The following is an 18,743-nucleotide window of genomic DNA, read 5'->3' on the forward strand; positions in this document are numbered from 1 at the left end:
GCCGAAGTTATCGCAGCACGAAACCGATAACGCTTGAGCAGGTGCGATCACCAAGGTGGAATGAAATATCAAAGATTTCATTGCACAGCATAATTAGCCTCCTTTTTATTCAGTGGGTTGATGGATGAAGCGAGTGTAGCGGGGAAGGTGCCTTTCAGCAAGGAATGTTAGTTGGTTGCATTTTGAAACCACATCATCTAGCCTTTATTTGGTTTTATTTTAAAACCAATTCAGAGGGTGTGAGAGCATGAAAGTGGAAATGGCGTTATCGCCGGGTGAGGCGAAACCTGCGGGTCTGTCGCGTAGCCTGGTTTGGCTCTTTGCGATCGCCAGCGGAATGAGCGTGGCGAATGTCTATTACGCGCAACCGCTGCTGGATGCGCTGGCGCAGGATTTTGCTATCAACCAGGCGGCGGTCGGCGGCGTTGTCACTGCCACCCAGGCCGGTTGTGCGCTGGCGCTGCTCTTTCTGGTGCCGCTGGGTGACAGGATGGATCGTCGTCGACTGATGACGATCCAACTTCTGGCACTGGTGGCCGCGCTGGTGGCGGTGGGGATGGCGCGAACCGCGCCTGTGCTGCTGGCCGCGATGCTGGCCGTTGGCCTGCTCGGTACGGCGATGACCCAGGGGTTGATCGCTTATGCGGCGAACGCGGCTGCGCCTCATGAGCAGGGGCGTGTGGTGGGGGCAGCGCAGGGTGGGGTCTTTATCGGGCTGCTGCTGGCGCGGGTCTTTGCCGGGGGCGTGAGTGACCTTGCAGGCTGGCGCGGAGTCTATTTCTGTGCCGCATTCCTCATGCTAATGATTGCGATCCCGCTGTTGCGAGGGCTACCTGCCATACCAGTGATTAATGCTACGCTCAGCTATTCGCGTTTGCTCGCCTCAATGGTGACGCTGCTTCGTCAGGAAAAGGTCTTACAGGTCAGGGGCATTCTGGCGCTGCTGATGTTTGCGGCGTTCAATATTTTCTGGAGCGCGTTGGTATTGCCCCTGAGCGCCGCGCCTTATCACTTTTCCCACACAGCCATTGGCGCATTCGGGCTGGTGGGGGTGATTGGTGCCCTTGCCGCCGCCCGGGCCGGGCAGTGGGCCGACCGGGGACTGGCGCAACGCACCAGCGCGATGGCGCTTCTGGCGCTGCTGCTGGCCTGGTGGCCGCTGTCGCTGATGGAGATGTCACTCTGGGCGCTGGTGATCGGCATCGTGCTGCTGGATCTGGGCGGTCAGGCGCTACACGTTACCAATCAGAGCCTGATTTTTCGCACCCGGCCAGAGGCGCACAGTCGGCTGGTTGGCCTCTATATGCTGTTTTACGCCGTCGGCAGCGGGCTGGGGGCGATTGGCACCACCGTCACCTGGGCCCATTTTGGCTGGCAGGGAGTGTGTTTGCTGGGGGCGATGGTCAGTTTGCTGGCGCTGGTATTCTGGTGGGTGACGCGGGGCAGGTAAGGTTCGCCGGAAGGCGGCTACGCCTTACCCGGCCTACGGGTTCGGTGGGGGACGTGCCGGGCAAGCGAAAGCGCCGCCCGGCGATACAGAGGTTAGATCGAAGTCCGACGGTAGCTGCGGTATTCCGGCTTCCAGAAGTTCTCGTCAATCGCCTGCTGCAACGCATCGGCAGAGGTTTTCACCGCCACCCCTTGCTGCTGCGCCATTTTGCCCACGGCAAAAGCGATCGCCTTCGATACCACGTGAATATCCTTCAGCTCCGGCAGAACCAGCCCTTCACCGTTATTGACCAGCGGAGAGTGCTTCGCCAGGGTTTCGCTGGCGGACATCAGCATCTCATCGGTGATGCGCGAGGCACCCGAGGCGATAACGCCAAGGCCAATCCCCGGGAAGATATAGGAGTTGTTGCACTGGGCAATCGGGTAGATTTTGTCCTTCCAGACCACTGGCGCAAACGGGCTGCCGGTGGCGACCAGTGCATTGCCTTCGGTCCAGGCGATGATGTCCTGCGGGGTGGCTTCCACGCGCGAGGTCGGGTTCGATAGCGGCATCACGATTGGACGCGCGCAGTATTTATGCATCTCGCGGATGATCTCTTCCGTGAAGAGCCCGGTCTGGCCGGAAACGCCGATCAGAATGTCCGGCTTCACGTTGCGGACCACATCCAGCAGGGAGAGCACTTCGTTATCGGTATCCCAGTTTTTGAGGTTCTCGCGCTTTTGCACCAGTTTGGTCTGGAACGGCAGCAGGTTTGGCATGGCGTCGGTCAGCAGGCCGAAGCGGTCGACCATAAAGACGCGGGAACGCGCCAGCTCTTCGCTGAGCCCTTCGCGCTGGGTCTGGGCGATGATCTGCTCGGCAATGCCGCACCCGGCGGAACCAGCGCCGAGGAAGACGATCTTCTGGTAGCTGAGCTGGTTGCCCGCCGCGCGGCTGGCCGCAATCAGCGTGCCGACCGTTACCGCTGCGGTGCCCTGAATATCATCATTAAAGGAGCAGATTTCGTCGCGATAGCGATTCAGCAACGGCATGGCGTTTTTCTGGGCGAAATCTTCAAACTGCAGCAGTACGTCCGGCCAGCGGTGTTTTACCGCCTGGATGAAATCATCCACGAACTGATAGTACTCGTCGTCGGTGATGCGCGGGTGGCGCCAGCCCATATAGAGCGGATCGTTAAGCAGTTGCTGGTTGTTGGTGCCCACATCCAGCACCACCGGCAGGGTGTAGGCCGGGCTGATGCCGCCGCAGGCGGTGTAGAGCGACAGCTTACCGATCGGAATGCCCATTCCGCCGATCCCCTGGTCGCCGAGTCCCAGAATACGTTCGCCGTCGGTTACCACGATCACTTTGATGTTGTGGTTGGAGACGTTCTGCAGAATATCATCCATGTTGTGACGGTTTTGATAGGAGATAAACACGCCCCGTGAGCGGCGATAGATTTCCGAGAAACGTTCGCAGGCGGCGCCGACGGTTGGGGTGTAGATCACCGGCATCATCTCGTCGAGATGGTTTTGCACCAGGCGGTAGAAGAGGGTTTCGTTGGTATCCTGAATATTGCGCAGGTAGATGTGCTTATCGATTTCGGTTTTGAATCCCTGGTACTGGATCCACGCGCGTTCGGCCTGTTCTTCGATGGTTTCAACCACTTCCGGCAGCAGGCCTAGTAGGTTGAAGTTGCTGCGCTCTTCCATGCTGAAGGCGCTGCCCTTGTTCAGGAGAGGGAACTCCAGCAGAACCGGACCGGCGTAAGGAATATAGAGGGAGCGATGTTTTTTGGCTTTGTTGTCCATGTTACTCACTTAATTTTTGCATATCCGTCCCTGGCACTGTTGTTCATCATCTTCGCTGTCGTGCCCATAGGGGGTGTCAGGCAGGTAGTATAAAGGAGGTGGATGTTAAAAACTGCAACATACAAATAAAAACACCATCGGTTTTGCCGATGGTGTCGGGGATCTTTAGGGAGAACTTACTTTGGTTCGTGGCGTTTTCTGCCGGTGGCGTGGGTGACTTGCGTTTCATTGCCCCCCTCAATCACCACTTTGCGCTGGTTAGACAGCTTGTAGTTCAGTCCCAGAATATGGCGTGCCTGACGGTTCGATTTCATATTGACTCCTCCATCCTGTTGATAGTGATAAGGTGATCGAAATATAACCCTTAAGGTTGCCTCTCCAGCATAGCAGGTTTTTAGAAACTGGCGTGCTGCCCGCTGACAACGTAGTTAATGGTCTGCTGGTAGATATCACTGAGGATGTCATTATCTGAGGCTTCGACCCATTTGGTCAGTTCCATCAAAATATCATCTTCAGTGACAGCGCCCATTTCAGCGCGTAAACCCTGTGCGATAGCATTAACCAGTTCCGGCTGTGCGGATGTCGTATTTGCAGAATAATAATTAAACATGTTGCCTCCGTGTCGTTTTCTGTTTAATGGTCCGGTTCGCAAAAACATCGTGATATTCAGAATGACAAATATTTTTGCCGCTGTGTTTAAGAATCCTCTCAGAAATATTGCTGTCATAAAATCATGCTTTTTCATGATCTTAAAAAATAGAATATATTCTTTGGACTCCTTAAAAATATTCCTGTGTTAGTTGGCCTCTAAATTAAATATTGGCGAGGACGGATTTAAATTACACGGAAAAAGCCTGATTGCAATAGCCATAACCTCTCCGACTTCACAGAATAATCCTGATATATCACTCTTTCGGGCTCGATCTTCAGCGTGGTCTATACTGAATGCTTTGTAAGCCAACAAGGAGAGCAAGAATGACAATTCATAAGCACGGTTCAGCACACTGGTCTGGTGATATTAAACGCGGCAAGGGGACGGTTTCGACGGAGAGCGGCGTTCTTAATCAGCAGCCTTACGGCTTCAATACCCGTTTTGAAGGGGAAAAAGGCACCAACCCGGAAGAGTTGATTGGTGCTGCGCATGCGGCTTGTTTCTCTATGGCCCTGTCGCTGATGCTGGGTGAGGCGGGCTATACCGCCGATTCCATCGACACCAATGCGGATGTCTCGCTGGACAAAACCGACAGCGGTTTTGCCATCAGCAAAGTCGCTCTGCAGAGCAAAGTGACCGTTCCGGGCATCGACCCGCAGCAGTTTGACGGCATTATCCAGAAAGCGAAAGCGGGATGCCCGGTTTCACAGCTGCTGAAAGCGGAAATCACCCTCGACTATCAGCTGAACTGATTGTCCTGCCGGGCATTGCGCCCGGCTATCCCTTCACCGCGGCGGGAAAGACCTCCGCCAGCCACGCGATAAATACCCTCAGACGATGCGTCATATGCCGGTTTTGCGGATAAACCACGTAAAACGGGTAGTGCGGCGGGCGCCACTTGTCGAGGATTTCCACCAGCGTGCCCGCTTCCAGCAGTGCGCCTGCTGAGTATCTAAACGTCTGTATTATCCCCATCCCGGCCACCGCTGCCGCCAGATGACCGTTGCTCTCGTTCACCCCGATATGATGCACAAGATTAATGTCGCGGGTTTCATTCTCATGGGTAAACCGAAACGGCACGGCGCGCCCGGTTACCGGCGAAAGATAACTCACCAGCTTGTGACCATTGCGCAGCTCCTCCGGGTAGGCGGGGATGCCAAACTGTTTCAGGTAGCCCGGTGTGGCACAGGTGACCATCTCCGCATTGCCAATATGCCGGGCAATAAGCGAAGAGTCCTCCAGCGCGCCGCCGCGGATAACGCAGTCCACATTGCCGCTGATCAGATCCACTGGCCGGTCGGCCACGCCAAGATCGATACGGATAGCGGGGTAGCGGCGGATAAAGTCCGGCAGCGCAGGGATCAGCACGTCTCGCGCCGTTGAACCGCCCACGTCAATGCGCAGGTGCCCCTGGGGCTGCTGTTTCGCCTGGCTGAAAGAGGTGTCGATCTCTTCGATATCAATCAGCACCCGACGGGCTTTGTCGTAATAGTCCTGGCCCTCTGGCGTCGCCGTCACCCGGCGGGTTGTGCGTTGCAGCAGCCGCACGTCCAGATGGGCCTCCAGCCCTTTCACCAGCTTGCTGAGGGTGGCGATGGGCATATTCAGAGAGTCCGCCGCCCGGGTAAAGCTGCCGGTTTCTACCACGCGCGTAAAGGCGCGCATGGCCAGTAATTGATCCATAGAGAGGCGCTCCGCCACAGAGATTATTCCCACAGGGAAAAAGTGATTTCCATTTTTGCTAATTTTTCGCTAATGCCGCAAGGGCTACAGTGCTTCCACACCAACAATGTGGAAGGAAAAGCAAAATGAACACAGCATTAACAGGTAAAATCGCACTCGTCACCGGCGGCACCAGCGGTATTGGTCTGGCAACGGCAAAAGAGCTGCAAGCCCAGGGGGCGAAGGTCTATATCACCGGTCGCCGCCAGGCGGAGCTGGACAACGCCGTCGCCACCCTCGGCGGGCAGGTCACTGGCATTCGCGCCGACGCCTCCGTACTCGCCGATCTTGATACCGTTTATGCCCAAATTGCCGAACAGTCCGGGCGGCTGGATGTGCTTTTCGCTAACGCTGGCGGGGGCGATATGCTGCCTCTGGGGGCGATAACCGAAGAACACTTTGACCGCATTTTTGCCACCAATGTCCGCGGCGTACTGTTTACCGTTCAAAAAGCGCTGCCGCTGCTGGCCGACAAAGCCTCGGTGATCCTGACCGGCTCCACGGTCTCTATTAAAGGCACCGCTAACTTCAGCGTCTATAGCGCCAGCAAGGCGGCGGTAAGAAACTTCGCCCGCTCCTGGGCGCTGGATTTGCAGGGGCGCGGCATTCGGGTGAACGTGGTCAGCCCGGGCCCGATTAAAACCCCTGGGCTGGGAGAACTGGTGCCAGAAGATCAGCGGCAGGGGCTGTTTGATGCCTTAGCCGCCACGGTACCGATGGGGCGTATTGGCGAGCCGGAAGAGGTGGGTAAAGCGGTGGCGTTCCTCGCCTCCGATGCCGCCAGCTTTATTAACGCTGTCGAGCTGTTTGTGGACGGTGGGATGGCGCAAATCTGACACAAACCAGCCTACCTGAACGTGCCATGGACGGCATGCTCATCTTCAACAACAGGGATGTTTTCTGTCCTTTATTGCCTAAATAACCATTCACATTGATTATTTTTGAGCCGAATCGATCTTTTCTGGATATATCCTCGTAATACTATTAGTCCACGAATGTAATTTATGCTAAACAAGAGCTTAAAAGGCCTAACATTCGACCAGGAAAACTAGCTGTGCTGACGACTCTCATTTATAAAAGCCAGTTAAATCCATCCTGCCAATCATTATCTCTTATTTCACTTGTTGAGAAAGCCAGACAGCGGAATTCCGCCCTGGACGTGACGGGCATTTTGTTGTTTAACGGCGCCGATTTCCTGCAGATCCTTGAAGGGCCAGAAGAGGTCCTTGAAAAACTGTTTTGTAAGATCCGCAGCGACAAGCGCCATCACAGCGTGGTGGAGCTGATGCGCGATTATGGCCCGCGCAGGCGCTTCGAAAATGTGGGCATGCTGCTCTTCGACCTGCTGGTGGATAGCCAAAAATCGATGCTCTCATCGGTGCTGCGCTACAGCAAGCTGGACTACTATCTGGCGGCGCAGGATCGGGTGTTTAAGTTTATTCAGTCGTTTATTACCCGGGAACAGCCCACCCGCGACGGAGCGGTTTTTCTGCCGGAAAGATGGAAACTGGCCCCGGAACACGCCCCGTTTGGGAAATGCATCAACGGGCCCATCGATAACCAGGTCTGCCAGTTTGCCCTGCAACCGATCATTGAACCCACCGAGGGGAAAATCTCTTCGCTGGAAGCGCTGATCCGCGGTAACGACGGGGGAAGCCCGGAACGCTTTTTTAGCGCCATTGATCAGGACAAAATGTACGAAGTGGACCTGCAGACCAAGGCGTATGCCTTTGCGCTGGCGGAGAAAATTGGGATTGGCGATCATAAAATCGCCGTTAATCTGCTGCCGATGTCGCTGGTGAACGTCCCTGGCGCCGTCGATTTTCTGATGGATCAGATCCTCATCCACGGCCTGCAGCCGGAGCAGGTGGTCATTGAAGTTACCGAAAACGAAATGATCTCCGGATTTAATCAGTTTAACAGCGCCATTAAGCAGCTTCGGGCGGCAGGTATTGGCCTGGCGATCGATGATTTTGGCTCCGGGTATGCCGGGCTGTCGCTGTTAACCCGTTTCCAGCCGGATAAGCTCAAAATCGACCGTGAGATTGTCAGCGACATCCATTTGAGCGGCCCGAAGCAGGCCATTGTGAAGTCGATTATCAGCTGCTGTACCGACCTGGAAATTGCGCTGGTGGCCGAGGGCATCGAGAAGATCGAAGAGTGGTGCTGGCTGGAGTCGGCTGGCATTAAGCGTTTTCAGGGTTTTCTCTTCTCCCGGCCAAAATTAAACGGGGTAGGTGAGATCCACTGGCCGCAGTTTTCCAGCGCGCCTTTTCTGAGCGATTAAATATTCAGCAATAAGGATTGAGTAAATAGTTGAACATTTACAATGCTTCGCAGGCTAAATTATTAGCAAATATATTGTAATGCTGTGATTTTAATAAATTAAATTGTTTTTCGGCTTTTTTATTAATAAATAACTTTAACTCAATGTTAATTTTGCGCTGCCGATAATACCTCAGACCGTATTGTTTCTGAGGTATTTATGTCATTAAAAAAGTCGTCTCTTACCATCCTGCTTGCCCTGCTGTTTTTCTTTGTCGCCAGTGCCGCTACCAACGTCTGGCTGGCCATTAAAAGCAACAACTCCCTGGATAACGTGAATAAAGAGATTCAGGTGGTGTTATCCATTATCGATCCCATTAACCATAGCCGTACCCTGCGCGTGCGGGTTATGGAGTATATGAAACAGGTGGAAAGTGGCGACACCACCGGTCTCGATGAGAAGCTGGCCTCCGTTAAGCTGGCTCTGACCAAAGCCGATGGCGCCTTCGCCGCCTTTAATGACGCCCCCCGCCTGGCGGACGAAGCGCCGCTGGTGAAAAACTATAATGACGGCTGGCTGGCCTACCGCGATCGTGGCCTGGTGCCGCTGATTGAGGCGGCCTCTGCCCATGACAAGGCAAAGTTTGATGCGCTGATCCCGCAGATTTCTGGCCTCGACCGTCAGTACGAAATTGTTCTCGATGAGGTGCTGTCGGTGCACCAGAAATACGCGAAACAGTTAAATGACGATGCGCGGTCGCAGTTTTCTTCCGGCTTAACCATCATTATCGCTTTTGCCGCCCTTTTTGTGGTGGTCATTGTTGGGGTAAGCGTCCTGATGAAGCGGTTTGTCTTCGCGCCGATTCATCTCGCCCGTGAGCACTGCAGCCAGATCGCCGCCGGTAAATTAACGGAAGCGGTCCCGCAGAAAACCGGATCGAACAATGAGATCGACCTGCTGATGGGCTCGATGGAGGAGATGCGTCTGGCCCTGCTGGATACGGTCTCTCAGGTACGTGCTGCCTGCCATACCGTTAACCACGCCTCGCAGGAGATTGCCTCCGGCAATATCGACCTGGCTTCCCGCACCGAGCAGCAGGCCGCAGCCCTGACGGAAACGGCCGCCAGCATGGAGCAGCTGAGCGCGACGGTTGCCAATAATACCGAGAACGTCAACCAGGCAGGTAAGCTGGTGCAGGATGCGGTGAACAACGCCCGTACCGGGGAGGCCGTGACCCGCGAAGTGATCGACACCATGAACACCATCGCCGCCAACTCTCAGCGCATCGAAGATATCACCAGCGTCATTAACAGCATCGCTTTCCAGACCAATATTCTGGCGCTGAATGCCGCCGTTGAAGCGGCTCGCGCCGGGACGCAGGGGCGTGGATTTGCGGTGGTGGCGACTGAAGTGCGCACCCTGGCGCAGAAAAGCGCCGTGGCGGCGAAGGATATTGAGAACCTCATCGCCCAGTCGGTTTCCAGCGTGAAAAACGGTTCGCAGCTGGTGAATCGCTCGGGTGAAGTCATTCATGCCATCATCACCTCGGTGAACAAAGTCAACGCGCTGATGGAGCAGATTCAGGTGGCGTCCGAAGAGCAGAGCCGCGGCATTGGTCAGGTAGGACAGACCGTGACCGAAATGGATGGCGTGACCCAGCAGAACGCCGCGCTGGTGCAGGAGTCTGCGGCGGCAGCGGCTTCGCTGGAAGAGCAAGCCAGACACCTCACCCAAAGTATTGCCAGCTTCCGCCTCCCGGAACCAGCATAAGGCAATGTCTGATTGCCCGGCAGCGCTGCGCTTGCCGGGCCTGCAGGTTTATCGTTCGTAGGCCGGGTAAGGCGCAGCCGCCACCCGGCAATACCCTGACCACACTTCTTCCTGCCGCTTCGTCGTGACCCATCTCACATTAATTTCCTGGTCTATGCTTGATGTGCATGCGCGGCGGTTTGCCGCCGCACTTTCTCTTTTTCCCTCTGCGTAACGATAAACGTTAAGCACCCTGAGGAACACGGGTCAAACGAGGTGGTGGAATGACAGCTAAATCTATTACGTATTGGGGTTGTGAACACATTGATGCTAACACGGTTCGCTTCCATCTATGGGCCAGCGGTCAGGAGCAGATCTCCCTGCGCCTCAACGACGAAACGCTGGCGATGCACCCGACCGGTGACGGCGGATTCGAACTGACGGTTGACTACGTCAAACCCGGTTCACCCTACAGTTATATTCTGGCAGACGGCACTGCGGTGCCGGATCCCGCCTCCCGCGCCCAGCAAGGGGATGTCAACGGTCCTTCGCTGGTGTGCGATCCCGACAGCTATGTCTGGCGTAACACTGAATGGCAGGGCCGACGCTGGGAAGAGAGCGTGGTCTATGAACTGCACATCGGTACCTTTACCCCGGAAGGCACCTTCCGCGCGGCAGCCGACAAGCTGCCATATCTGGCCTCGCTGGGCATCACAATGATTGAACTGATGCCCGTATCGCAGGCGGGGGGTAATCGCAACTGGGGCTATGACGGGGTGTTGCTCTATGCCCCGCACAGCGCCTACGGTACGCCGGATGAGCTGAAAGCCTTTGTGGATGCCGCCCACGGCCTGGGGCTGTCGGTGGTGCTGGATATTGTGCTGAACCATTTTGGTCCGGAGGGGAACTACCTCCCACGCCTGTCGCCGGACTTTTTCCATCCGGAGCGAATGACCCCCTGGGGAAATGGCATCGCCTACGATGTAGCCCCCGTGCGTCAGTTTATGATCGGCGTGCCGCTGTACTGGCTGGAGGAGTTCCGCTTCGATGGATTGCGCTTCGACGCCATCGATCACATTGCAGATTCGTCTGAAAAACATATCCTGGTGGAAATTGCTGAACGCATCCGGGCGCAGATAACCGATCGCCCGATCCATCTCACCACTGAAGACAACCGCAACATTATCTCGTTGCATCCTTACGGTGAGGATGGCTCCCCATCGCTTTATACCGCCGAATGGAATGACGATCTGCACAATGCCATTCACGTCCTGGCCAGCGGGGAGACCCACGCCTGGTACCGGGACTTTGCGCATCAGCCGGAAAAATGGGTCGCCCGGGCGCTGGCGGAAGGGTTCGCCTATCAGGGAGAAATCACTCCCCGGGACCGGGAGCCACGCGGGGTGAAAAGCATCGACCAGCCGCCGGTGGCCTTTGTCGACTTTATCCAGAATCACGACCAGGTGGGGAACCGGGCGCAGGGGGATCGTCTGCTCTCTCTTATCGGGGAGGATCGCACCCGGGTGCTGCTGGCCGCGCTGCTGCTGTCGCCGCATATCCCGCTCATGTTTATGGGCGAGGAGTTCGGCGAAACCCGGCCATTCCTCTTCTTTACCGATTTTCACGGTGATCTTGCGCGGGCGGTACGGGAAGGACGGGCGAAGGAGTTCGCCGACCATGCCAGCCACCAGGAGGAGGGCGTGCCCGATCCGAATGCGCTGGAGACCTTTACACGATCGAAACTCGACTGGGACAAAGTTAACCAGCCGGAGGGGGAAAGCTGGCTCAGCTTCACCCGCCACCTGTTGCAGCTGCGTCAGCAGGTGATTGTGCCGCTGCTGGCAACCGCCCGCAACGGTGGGGGCAAGGTGCTGGACATAGCACCCGGCTGCGTGGCAGTCACCTGGACGTTTCCACGGGGAACCCTGTCGCTGGCGTTTAACGTCGGCGGCCATACGGAGGCGTTGCCCGAGCTGCCGGGTGAAACCCTCTTTGTCTGGCCTGAGATCCATACCGAATTACGGCCCGACACCCTTATTGTCCGCTTTGCCCCTGGAGAACCAACCTGATGATCCCCACAGCGACCTGGCGTATCCAGTTTCGTAATGGCATGACGTTTGATCGTGCCGCCAGTCTGGTGCCTTATTTGCAACAACTTGGCATCAGCCATCTGTATGCCTCGCCGATTTTTACTGCTGCCCGCGATTCGACCCACGGCTATGACGTGACCGACGCCAATGAGATCGACCCGGCCATTGGCGGTCGCGCCGGATTTGAACGGCTGGTCAGCGCCCTGAAGGCGGCTGGCCTGGGGCTGATTCTCGATATCGTCCCGAACCATATGTCCACCTCGCTTGAAAACGCCTGGTGGCGCGATGTGATTGAACACGGCGAGAAGAGCCGCTATGCCCGTCACTTTGATATCGACTGGTCCCGTCGCCTGACGCTGCCGTTTCTGGGCGATGACTTTGACGTGGTACTGGCGAACGGGGAGATCAGCATTCAGCGCGATCCCAACACCGGCAAACCGGCGCTGGCCGTTTATGACAACTTCTATCCGCTCACCCCGGAGAGCTGGATGGGACGCGAGGAAGAGGTTCTGAACCTGCGCGAGCCTGAGGCGATTGCACGCCTGCATGACCAGCAGCCGTGGCGACTCACCAGCTGGCGCGACGCCCCGCGGGATCTCTCCTGGCGGCGCTTCTTCGAGATCACCGGTCTGGTGGGTGTGCGCGTTGAGGACGACGCGGTCTTCGATGACAGCCATGCCCTGATCCTGGCCCTGGTGCGTTCGGGGGCGGTGGACGGGCTGCGCATCGATCATGTGGACGGTCTGGCCGACCCGCGCGCTTACCTGCAACGTCTGCGGCAGGAGGCGGGAGCCGATTGCTACATCACGGTAGAGAAGATCCTCAGTAAAGGGGAGAACCTCCCCGCAGACTGGCCGATCTCCGGCACGACCGGGTATGAATTCATCGCCTCACTCTCGGAAGTGCTGGTGGATGACGACAAAATCGACAGCCTGCGTCAGGCCTACGACGCGGTGGTGGGTAGCCCGGTGGACATGCACGCTGAACTGCGTGCGGCGCGCCTGCTGATGGTGGATCGCAATTTCGCCGGGGAGTTTTCCACACTGCTGACGCTGGCCAAAAAACTGGCGCACGTGGAAGGCGTGGCGATTGATGAAGAGCTGCTGCGCCTGGCGCTGCGGGAGCTGCTGGTGGCCTTCCCGGTCTATCGCACCTATGGCACCGCGCAGGGGATGTCCAGTGCGGATATCCGGCTGCTAGAAAACGTGCTGACCCACGTTAACGCCGACCCGGACGCACTCACGCTGTTGACCCGTATCCTGACTGGCGAAGTTAGCGATGAGGCCCGCGACACCGCCAGCCAGTTCCGCACCCGCTTCCAGCAGCTGACCGGGCCGCTGATGGCGAAATCCGTAGAGGACACGCTGTTTTTCCGTCAGCACATGGATCTGGCGCTTAACGAAGTCGGGGCCGAACCGGTGCCGCGCGCCTTCTCGCTGACGCGTTTCCATACCGAAATGACGGCGCGGCGTGAGCGCCAGCCGGATGCGCTCTCGGGCACCTCAACCCACGACACCAAGCGCGGGGAAGATGCCCGCGCCCGGCTCTATACTCTGACCGAAGCGCCGCAGGTATGGGCCGAGTGCGTGGCCCGCTGGCAGCAACTCAACCAGACCCATGTCCGCTTTCTGAACGACGGCACGGCGCCGCGAGCCGCTGACACCTGGATGTTATATCAGGCGCTGGCGGGAGTCTGGCCACCTGGACTTGATCCCCAGGATGCAGCGGGTCTGAACGCGCTGGAAGTGCGCTTCCTGGCCTTTGTGGAGAAAGCGCTGCGCGAGGCCAAGCTGCGTACCGACTGGGTAGACAGCAACGAAGCCTATGAAACGGTGGTGCTGGAGTATGCCCGCCATCTGCTCTCACCGGACAATCAGGATTTTCTGCGCGACTTCAGCACCTCGTTACGCCCGTTTATCCGCGCCGGGCTGGTAAACAGCCTGAGCCAGACGGTGATCAAACTGACCGCCCCGGGCGTACCGGATGTTTATCAGGGCAGCGAGGGGCTTAACTTTAGCCTCGTCGACCCCGATAACCGCCGCGAGCCGGATTTCGCACAGCTCAGCCAGCAGCTCAACAGCGCCGATGTGCATACCGCCTCCCGTGAGGCGAGCTGGCTCGACGGCCAGCTTAAGGTGTATGTTACCCGCACGCTGCTGAATCTGCGCCAGCGTAAACCGGCGCTGTTCCGCTTGGGCAGCTATGTCGCGTTGCTGACCCGGGGTGAAAGGGCAGACAAAGCCATCGCCTTTGCCCGCGTGGATGACGACGACGTCTTGATCGTGGTGGCACCGCGGCTGGCGTTTGCCAGCGCCGCACAGACGTTTCCACTGACCGGCGCGGCACTGTGGGGCGATACGGAGGTTGTCTTGCCTGCTGAACTGGCCGGGCGTCGCTATCAGGACTGTTTCAGCGGTGAAATCGTTATACCGGGCGAAAGCCTGAAGTTACATGATGCACAGGATTGCTGGCGGGTGTTACTGGCCTGCGGCTAATAATGATGGTTCGAGGGAGAGATGTTATGGCAAATAATAAGATCTATCAGATTGAGGCGGGGCAGAGTTACCCGCTCGGCGCAAACTACGACGACAAAGGCGTCAATTTTGCGCTCTTTTCGGCCTGTGCCGAACGCGTTGAGCTATGTCTGTTTGATCCGACAGGCCAGCATGAAATTGCCCGTCTGGAGCTACCGGAATATACCCACGAAGTGTGGCACGGCTACGTTCCGGATCTGCAGCCGGGCGCGCTGTATGGCTATCGTGTGTATGGTCCTTACGATCCCGAAAACGGCCACCGCTTTAACCCGCATAAACTGCTGCTCGACCCCTATGCCCGGGCGTTAACCGGCGAGCTTAACTGGAACGCCGCCCATTTTGGCTATGAGCTGGGGCATGACGATCTCGATCTCAGCTTTGATACCCGGGACAGCGCGCCGTTTACCCCGAAATGCCGGGTTATCGACCCCCGGGTGTTCGACGCACAGGATCCGCATCGCCCGGCGGTGCCGTGGTCTGAAACCATTCTCTACGAAACCCACGTGAAGGGCTTTACCCAGCTTCACCCGGCCGTTCCGCCTGAGCTGCGCGGCACCTTTGAAGGGATGGGGCATAAAGCGATTGTCGATTACATCAAAAGCCTCGGCATTACCTCGGTGGAGCTCTTGCCGGTGCATGCTTTCCCGGACGATCAACATCTGCTGGACAGGGGACTGAAAAACTTCTGGGGGTATAACACCCTGAACTTCTTCTCCCCGGCGTCGCGCTATTACGGTCCGAACGGTATCCAGGGATTCCGCGATATGGTGCGCGCCTTCCACGATGCGGGTATCGAAGTGATCCTGGATGTGGTCTATAACCACACCGCCGAGGGCAACGAGCTGGGCCCGACACTCTCTTTCAAGGGGATAGACAACTTTTCCTACTACCGGACCATTGCAGGCCAGCACCGTTACTATGTGAATGACACGGGTACTGGCAACACGGTGAATACCTCCCATCCCCGAGTGCTGCAGATGATCATGGACTCACTGCGCTATTGGGCCGAATCGATGCATATCGACGGTTTCCGCTTTGACCTCGGTACCATTCTGGGTCGCGAGCCGGAAGGATTCGACCAGCGCGGGGGCTTTTTCGATGCCATGATGCAGGATCCGCTGCTCTCCCGGCTGAAATTGATTGGTGAGCCGTGGGATATCGGCCCTGGCGGGTATCAGGTGGGGGGCTTCCCGCCAGGCTGGGGCGAGTGGAATGACAAATATCGCGATACCGTGCGCGAATACTGGCGCGGGGATAACGTCTCCTCGGACTTTGCCGCGCGCCTGCTCGGTTCCGGCGATCTCTACGACCAGCGCGGGCGCCGTCCGTGGGCAAGCATCAACTTTATCACTGCCCATGACGGTTTTACCCTGAACGACCTGGTCTCTTACAACGAGAAGCACAACGAGGCGAACGGCGAAGATAATAACGACGGCCACAATGATAACCGGTCATCAAATTATGGCGCCGAAGGGCCTACCGACGACGAGCAGATTAACTCTCTGCGCGAACAGCAGAAACGCAATTTCCTCACCACGCTGCTCTTTTCTCACGGAACGCCGATGCTGCTGGCGGGGGATGAGTTTGGCCGCAGCCAGATGGGGAACAACAACGGCTACTGTCAGGACAGCGAGATCAGCTGGGTGCACTGGGAAGATCTGCCGGAAAGCGCCGAGATGCTGCGTAATTTTACCCGGCATCTAATTGAGCTGCGTACCCGCCAGCCGCTGTTACGCCGCGAGAGCTGGCGTGATGGGATGGAGATCCTGTGGTACAACGCGGGTGGCGGCCTGCAACTGCCAGAGCACTGGGATGAAGGCACCACCCTTGGGCTCTATCTGACCCGGGCCGATTTAGAGGCAGAAAACGGGATTTGGCAGGAAGTGCTGCTGCTGATCAATCCTTACGAGGCTGCGGTACCGTTCCGTATTCCGGATTGCGGCGAGGGTGGCTGGGTACTGGAGTTAAGTACGGTGCAGGATGATAACCTGGGCCAGGCTATCACCCCGGATAGTGACTTCCCGCTGGCGGGCCGCAGTATCGTGCTGTTGCGTCGACCTTAACGGTTAGCCCGGGCTCTCTCCCAGGGGCTGGAGGTATCGTCGTCGGCTTTGGCCGGCGCGGTATCTTCCAGCGAATCCAGATAGAGGGCTTCGACTTCGGCGCGAGCCCAGGGCGTGCGGCGCAAAAATTTGAGGCTGGATTTGACGCTGGGGTCGCTGTTAAAGCAGTTGATTTTAATCAGCTTGCCCAGCTGCGCCCAGCCATAGCGCGCCACGAGGGCGTTAACCATCATCTCAAGGGTGACGCCGTGCAGCGGATCTCTGGAAGGGTGAGCGGTCATATGCATCCGGTTATTATTAAAGGTCTGAAAGCGGGGAAGGGTACAAGAAAAGCCGGAAGCCAGCAACGTTACCCGTCGACATTACAGGCCGAATAATGCCTCAATCTCACTAGAATTTATGCCAGTAAAACTGGAGCAATAATGTGAAGAGATAAACCATTATTGCCATTACCTGATTTGCGGCCCCCCAAAATGTAAGGAGTTGATCGCAGGGCGCTAAATGGATAGCTTGCGTCGGCCAACGTGAAGGCAAGCGCAGCGCCCCGGGCATTATGTTCCTGTGCGATTAAGAGGATTTTTATGACTGCAGTTGATGAATTAAAGGTGAAGTATCCAGGTGCGACTGTCTGGCAGATGGGTGACAGTCCAGCACTGGCCAGCGAGCTTGCAGACTTGATCAGAAGGGGGATAAAAACAGCCACCTGTGGCTCCCTGGCCTCTTATCAGCAAGAAGGCGCGAGCTCCAACATTGGCGGTTACATCATCATCCTGGATGGGCAAGCGCGACCTGCCTGCGTTGTCAGGCTGGTTTCAGCGCGTCTGGTGCGTTTTTGTGATGTCAGCGCTGAGTTTGCCCGCAAAGAAGGCGAAGGCGATCTTAGCCTTGCGTACTGGCGCAAAGAACATCAGCGCTTCTTTACGCAGGAAGGCTCTTTTTCGGAGGATATGGAGCTTGTTGCAGAAGAGTTTGAGGTTGTTCTTCTAACGTGAAACCGCTACAACAGTAGCGGTCACGCTTCTAGCCTCATTACGATCCCCAGCGCGTCCGCAAATACCGTACCGCATCCTGCGCCTGGGGCTGATTCAGATTGTCCTCGCGGAACAAAATCGTGCCGTCGATGTTCGGCTCAGATTCATTCAAATCGAGCTGTTTTTTCAGCTCTGGCACGCCGCCTTTCACCGTCCAGTCGGGCTCTTTGCTCGAGGGTTCGCCCACTTTATAGAGCGCCACGCCAATGTAGAGGTGCGTATTGGTCGGTTTCACCACGTCGGCCCACCACTTAGCCAGCACGTCATAGCGTGCGGCATCCCGGGCGAAAGGCCAGTACAGCTGGGGGGCAATGTAGTCCAGAAGACCCTGCTGCACCCAGCGGCGGGTATCGGCGAAAGACTCGTCATAGGCTGCGGCGCCCCGGGTGTCGGACCCGGCCGGATCGTGGGAGCGGTTACGCCATACCCCGGCGGGGCTGACGCCAAACTCCACGTTCGGGTTTAGCTGTTTAATGGTTCGCGACACCTGGGTTATCAGCTGCTGGGTGTTGTTGCGCCGCCAGTCGGCTTTTGAGTCAAAGCCCTGACCATACTGGCGATAGGTCTGGCTGTCGTTCAGCTTCGAGCCTGCGGACTCGGCATAGAAGTAGTCATCAAACTGCACCCCATCCACCGGGTAGCGCGACACCACTTCCGCCACAATGCTGGTGATCCAGTCCCGGACTTCCGGAATGCCGGGGTCGAGAACAAAGCGATCGCCCGCGGTGCGGATCCACTCCCGATGCAGAACATAGACGCTGGGCGGATTCAGCTTCAGGGTTCGGTTCAGCTCGGCGACCGTACCCGGGCGGATATTGGTCGAGACGCGGTAAGGGTTAAACCAGGCATGCACTTTCATCCCACGCTTGTGGGCTTCATCCAGCATAAACTGCAGCGGATCGTAACCGGGATCTTCGCCTATTTCGCCGGTCAGCATGTCGGACCACGGCAATATTTTAGAGGGCCACAGAGCCGTGCCGTCCGGTTTCACCTGGAAAAAAACGGTGTTGATCCCGAGGCTTTTCAGGTTATCCAGCTTATCGGTCAGGGCCTTTTGCTGCATGGCGTTCCGCGCCGGTGCGCCGCGGCCATTCACTGACGCCTGGGGCGGCCAGTCGAGACGGGAGACGGTTGCCAGCCAGACGCCGCGCACCGGCTCGTGGCGCGCGCTTTTATCGGGCAGGGGCTGTTTCGCGACCGGCGGTAGCGGCGTTACCAGAGATTTGGGGGGAGTTGAGCTGCAACTGACCAGTATAAGCGCGGCGATGAGCGCGCCGGAGCGCTTAAGGTGAGTGGCAAGCTGAGAACGACGTGAACAGGCGATGATAAGCTCCAGTTATACGAATGTCGCCGGGTACGTTTATTGTCGTTCTATTCGGAGGGAAGTCAATGCTGT

At 57.2% G+C, this 18,743-nt stretch carries 15 protein-coding genes; 9 read left to right on the plus strand and 6 right to left on the minus strand.

Going from position 1 to position 18,743, the window contains the following annotated elements:
* Positions 1–247: 247 nt before the first annotated feature.
* Positions 248–1,450 (plus strand): MFS transporter, encoded by a 1,203-nt coding sequence (locus DVA43_RS06320; protein WP_114314955.1) that lies wholly within the window; start codon positions 248–250, stop codon positions 1,448–1,450.
* A 92-nt stretch (positions 1,451–1,542) separates the two neighbouring features.
* On the opposite strand, the gene DVA43_RS06325 is transcribed toward DVA43_RS06320, so the two are convergent.
* The 3 genes from DVA43_RS06325 to bdm all read right to left on the minus strand — a co-directional run bounded on the left by DVA43_RS06325 (position 1,543) and on the right by bdm (position 3,850).
* Entirely contained in the window at positions 1,543–3,240 is a 1,698-nt protein-coding gene (locus DVA43_RS06325) for an NAD-dependent malic enzyme (protein WP_114314956.1), read from the minus strand.
* Between the two features lie 176 nt (positions 3,241–3,416).
* The gene (gene sra / locus DVA43_RS06330; protein ID WP_103824386.1) at positions 3,417–3,554 is read right to left on the minus strand and encodes a stationary-phase-induced ribosome-associated protein; all 138 of its coding nucleotides are present in this window, start codon (positions 3,552–3,554) and stop codon (positions 3,417–3,419) included.
* Between the two features lie 80 nt (positions 3,555–3,634).
* Positions 3,635–3,850, minus strand: coding sequence for a biofilm-dependent modulation protein (gene bdm, locus DVA43_RS06335; protein WP_039028747.1), 216 nt, complete (start codon positions 3,848–3,850; stop codon positions 3,635–3,637).
* Between the two features lie 365 nt (positions 3,851–4,215).
* Here bdm and DVA43_RS06340 point away from each other — a divergent pair, with 365 nt between their 5' ends.
* Positions 4,216–4,644 (plus strand): OsmC family protein, encoded by a 429-nt coding sequence (locus DVA43_RS06340; protein ID WP_114314957.1) that lies wholly within the window; start codon positions 4,216–4,218, stop codon positions 4,642–4,644.
* 25 nt (positions 4,645–4,669) lie between these two features.
* Here the strand turns inward: DVA43_RS06340 and DVA43_RS06345 are convergent, their stop codons facing one another.
* The gene (locus DVA43_RS06345; protein WP_114314958.1) at positions 4,670–5,575 is read right to left on the minus strand and encodes a LysR family transcriptional regulator; all 906 of its coding nucleotides are present in this window, start codon (positions 5,573–5,575) and stop codon (positions 4,670–4,672) included.
* Positions 5,576–5,700: 125 nt separating this feature from the next.
* Here DVA43_RS06345 and DVA43_RS06350 point away from each other — a divergent pair, with 125 nt between their 5' ends.
* The 6 genes from DVA43_RS06350 to glgX all read left to right on the plus strand — a co-directional run bounded on the left by DVA43_RS06350 (position 5,701) and on the right by glgX (position 16,316).
* The gene (locus tag DVA43_RS06350) at positions 5,701–6,450 is read left to right on the plus strand and encodes an SDR family oxidoreductase (RefSeq protein WP_103824389.1); all 750 of its coding nucleotides are present in this window, start codon (positions 5,701–5,703) and stop codon (positions 6,448–6,450) included.
* A 218-nt stretch (positions 6,451–6,668) separates the two neighbouring features.
* Positions 6,669–7,901 (plus strand): diguanylate phosphodiesterase, encoded by a 1,233-nt coding sequence (locus DVA43_RS06355; protein WP_114314959.1) that lies wholly within the window; start codon positions 6,669–6,671, stop codon positions 7,899–7,901.
* A gap of 198 nt (positions 7,902–8,099) precedes the next feature.
* On the plus strand, positions 8,100–9,650 hold the full coding sequence (locus DVA43_RS06360; protein WP_114314960.1) for a methyl-accepting chemotaxis protein: 1,551 nt from the start codon (positions 8,100–8,102) through the stop codon (positions 9,648–9,650).
* Between the two features lie 263 nt (positions 9,651–9,913).
* Complete coding sequence (treZ, locus tag DVA43_RS06365) at positions 9,914–11,698, plus strand: malto-oligosyltrehalose trehalohydrolase (protein WP_114314961.1); 1,785 nt, start codon at positions 9,914–9,916, stop codon at positions 11,696–11,698.
* Complete coding sequence (gene treY, locus DVA43_RS06370) at positions 11,698–14,214, plus strand: malto-oligosyltrehalose synthase (protein WP_114314962.1); 2,517 nt, start codon at positions 11,698–11,700, stop codon at positions 14,212–14,214. The genes treZ and treY overlap by 1 nt, the downstream gene beginning before the upstream one ends.
* A 26-nt stretch (positions 14,215–14,240) precedes the next feature.
* Positions 14,241–16,316, plus strand: coding sequence for a glycogen debranching protein GlgX (gene glgX / locus DVA43_RS06375; protein WP_114314963.1), 2,076 nt, complete (start codon positions 14,241–14,243; stop codon positions 16,314–16,316).
* On the opposite strand, the gene DVA43_RS06380 is transcribed toward glgX, so the two are convergent.
* Positions 16,313–16,597, minus strand: coding sequence for a VF530 family DNA-binding protein (locus tag DVA43_RS06380; RefSeq protein ID WP_103179608.1), 285 nt, complete (start codon positions 16,595–16,597; stop codon positions 16,313–16,315). The two genes, glgX and DVA43_RS06380, sit on opposite strands and share 4 nt — an antisense overlap.
* A 300-nt stretch (positions 16,598–16,897) precedes the next feature.
* Between DVA43_RS06380 and DVA43_RS06385 the strand changes: the two genes are divergently transcribed.
* Positions 16,898–17,308, plus strand: a complete 411-nt coding sequence (locus DVA43_RS06385; RefSeq protein WP_114314964.1) for an ASCH domain-containing protein — start codon at positions 16,898–16,900, stop codon at positions 17,306–17,308.
* A gap of 37 nt (positions 17,309–17,345) precedes the next feature.
* Here DVA43_RS06385 and DVA43_RS06390 read toward each other — a convergent pair whose 3' ends face one another.
* Entirely contained in the window at positions 17,346–18,683 is a 1,338-nt protein-coding gene (locus tag DVA43_RS06390; protein ID WP_114314965.1) for a glycoside hydrolase family 10 protein, read from the minus strand.
* Positions 18,684–18,743: the final 60 nt, after the last annotated feature.

It is taken from the genome of Leclercia sp. W6 (assembly GCF_003336345.1).
Classification (GTDB): Bacteria; Pseudomonadota; Gammaproteobacteria; order Enterobacterales; family Enterobacteriaceae; genus Enterobacter.

Bases quoted from the DNA above. Each gene is read 5' to 3' on its own strand.
- DVA43_RS06320 (WP_114314955.1), top strand. From the start codon at position 248: ATGAAAGTGGAAATGGCGTTATCGCCGGGTGAGGCGAAACCTGCGGGT.
- DVA43_RS06325 (WP_114314956.1), bottom strand. From the start codon at position 3,240: ATGGACAACAAAGCCAAAAAACATCGCTCCCTCTATATTCCTTACGCC.
- sra (WP_103824386.1), bottom strand. From the start codon at position 3,554: ATGAAATCGAACCGTCAGGCACGCCATATTCTGGGACTGAACTACAAG.
- bdm (WP_039028747.1), bottom strand. From the start codon at position 3,850: ATGTTTAATTATTATTCTGCAAATACGACATCCGCACAGCCGGAACTG.
- DVA43_RS06340 (WP_114314957.1), top strand. From the start codon at position 4,216: ATGACAATTCATAAGCACGGTTCAGCACACTGGTCTGGTGATATTAAA.
- DVA43_RS06345 (WP_114314958.1), bottom strand. From the start codon at position 5,575: ATGGATCAATTACTGGCCATGCGCGCCTTTACGCGCGTGGTAGAAACC.
- DVA43_RS06350 (WP_103824389.1), top strand. From the start codon at position 5,701: ATGAACACAGCATTAACAGGTAAAATCGCACTCGTCACCGGCGGCACC.
- DVA43_RS06360 (WP_114314960.1), top strand. From the start codon at position 8,100: ATGTCATTAAAAAAGTCGTCTCTTACCATCCTGCTTGCCCTGCTGTTT.
- treZ (WP_114314961.1), top strand. From the start codon at position 9,914: ATGACAGCTAAATCTATTACGTATTGGGGTTGTGAACACATTGATGCT.
- treY (WP_114314962.1), top strand. From the start codon at position 11,698: ATGATCCCCACAGCGACCTGGCGTATCCAGTTTCGTAATGGCATGACG.
- glgX (WP_114314963.1), top strand. From the start codon at position 14,241: ATGGCAAATAATAAGATCTATCAGATTGAGGCGGGGCAGAGTTACCCG.
- DVA43_RS06380 (WP_103179608.1), bottom strand. From the start codon at position 16,597: ATGACCGCTCACCCTTCCAGAGATCCGCTGCACGGCGTCACCCTTGAG.
- DVA43_RS06385 (WP_114314964.1), top strand. From the start codon at position 16,898: ATGACTGCAGTTGATGAATTAAAGGTGAAGTATCCAGGTGCGACTGTC.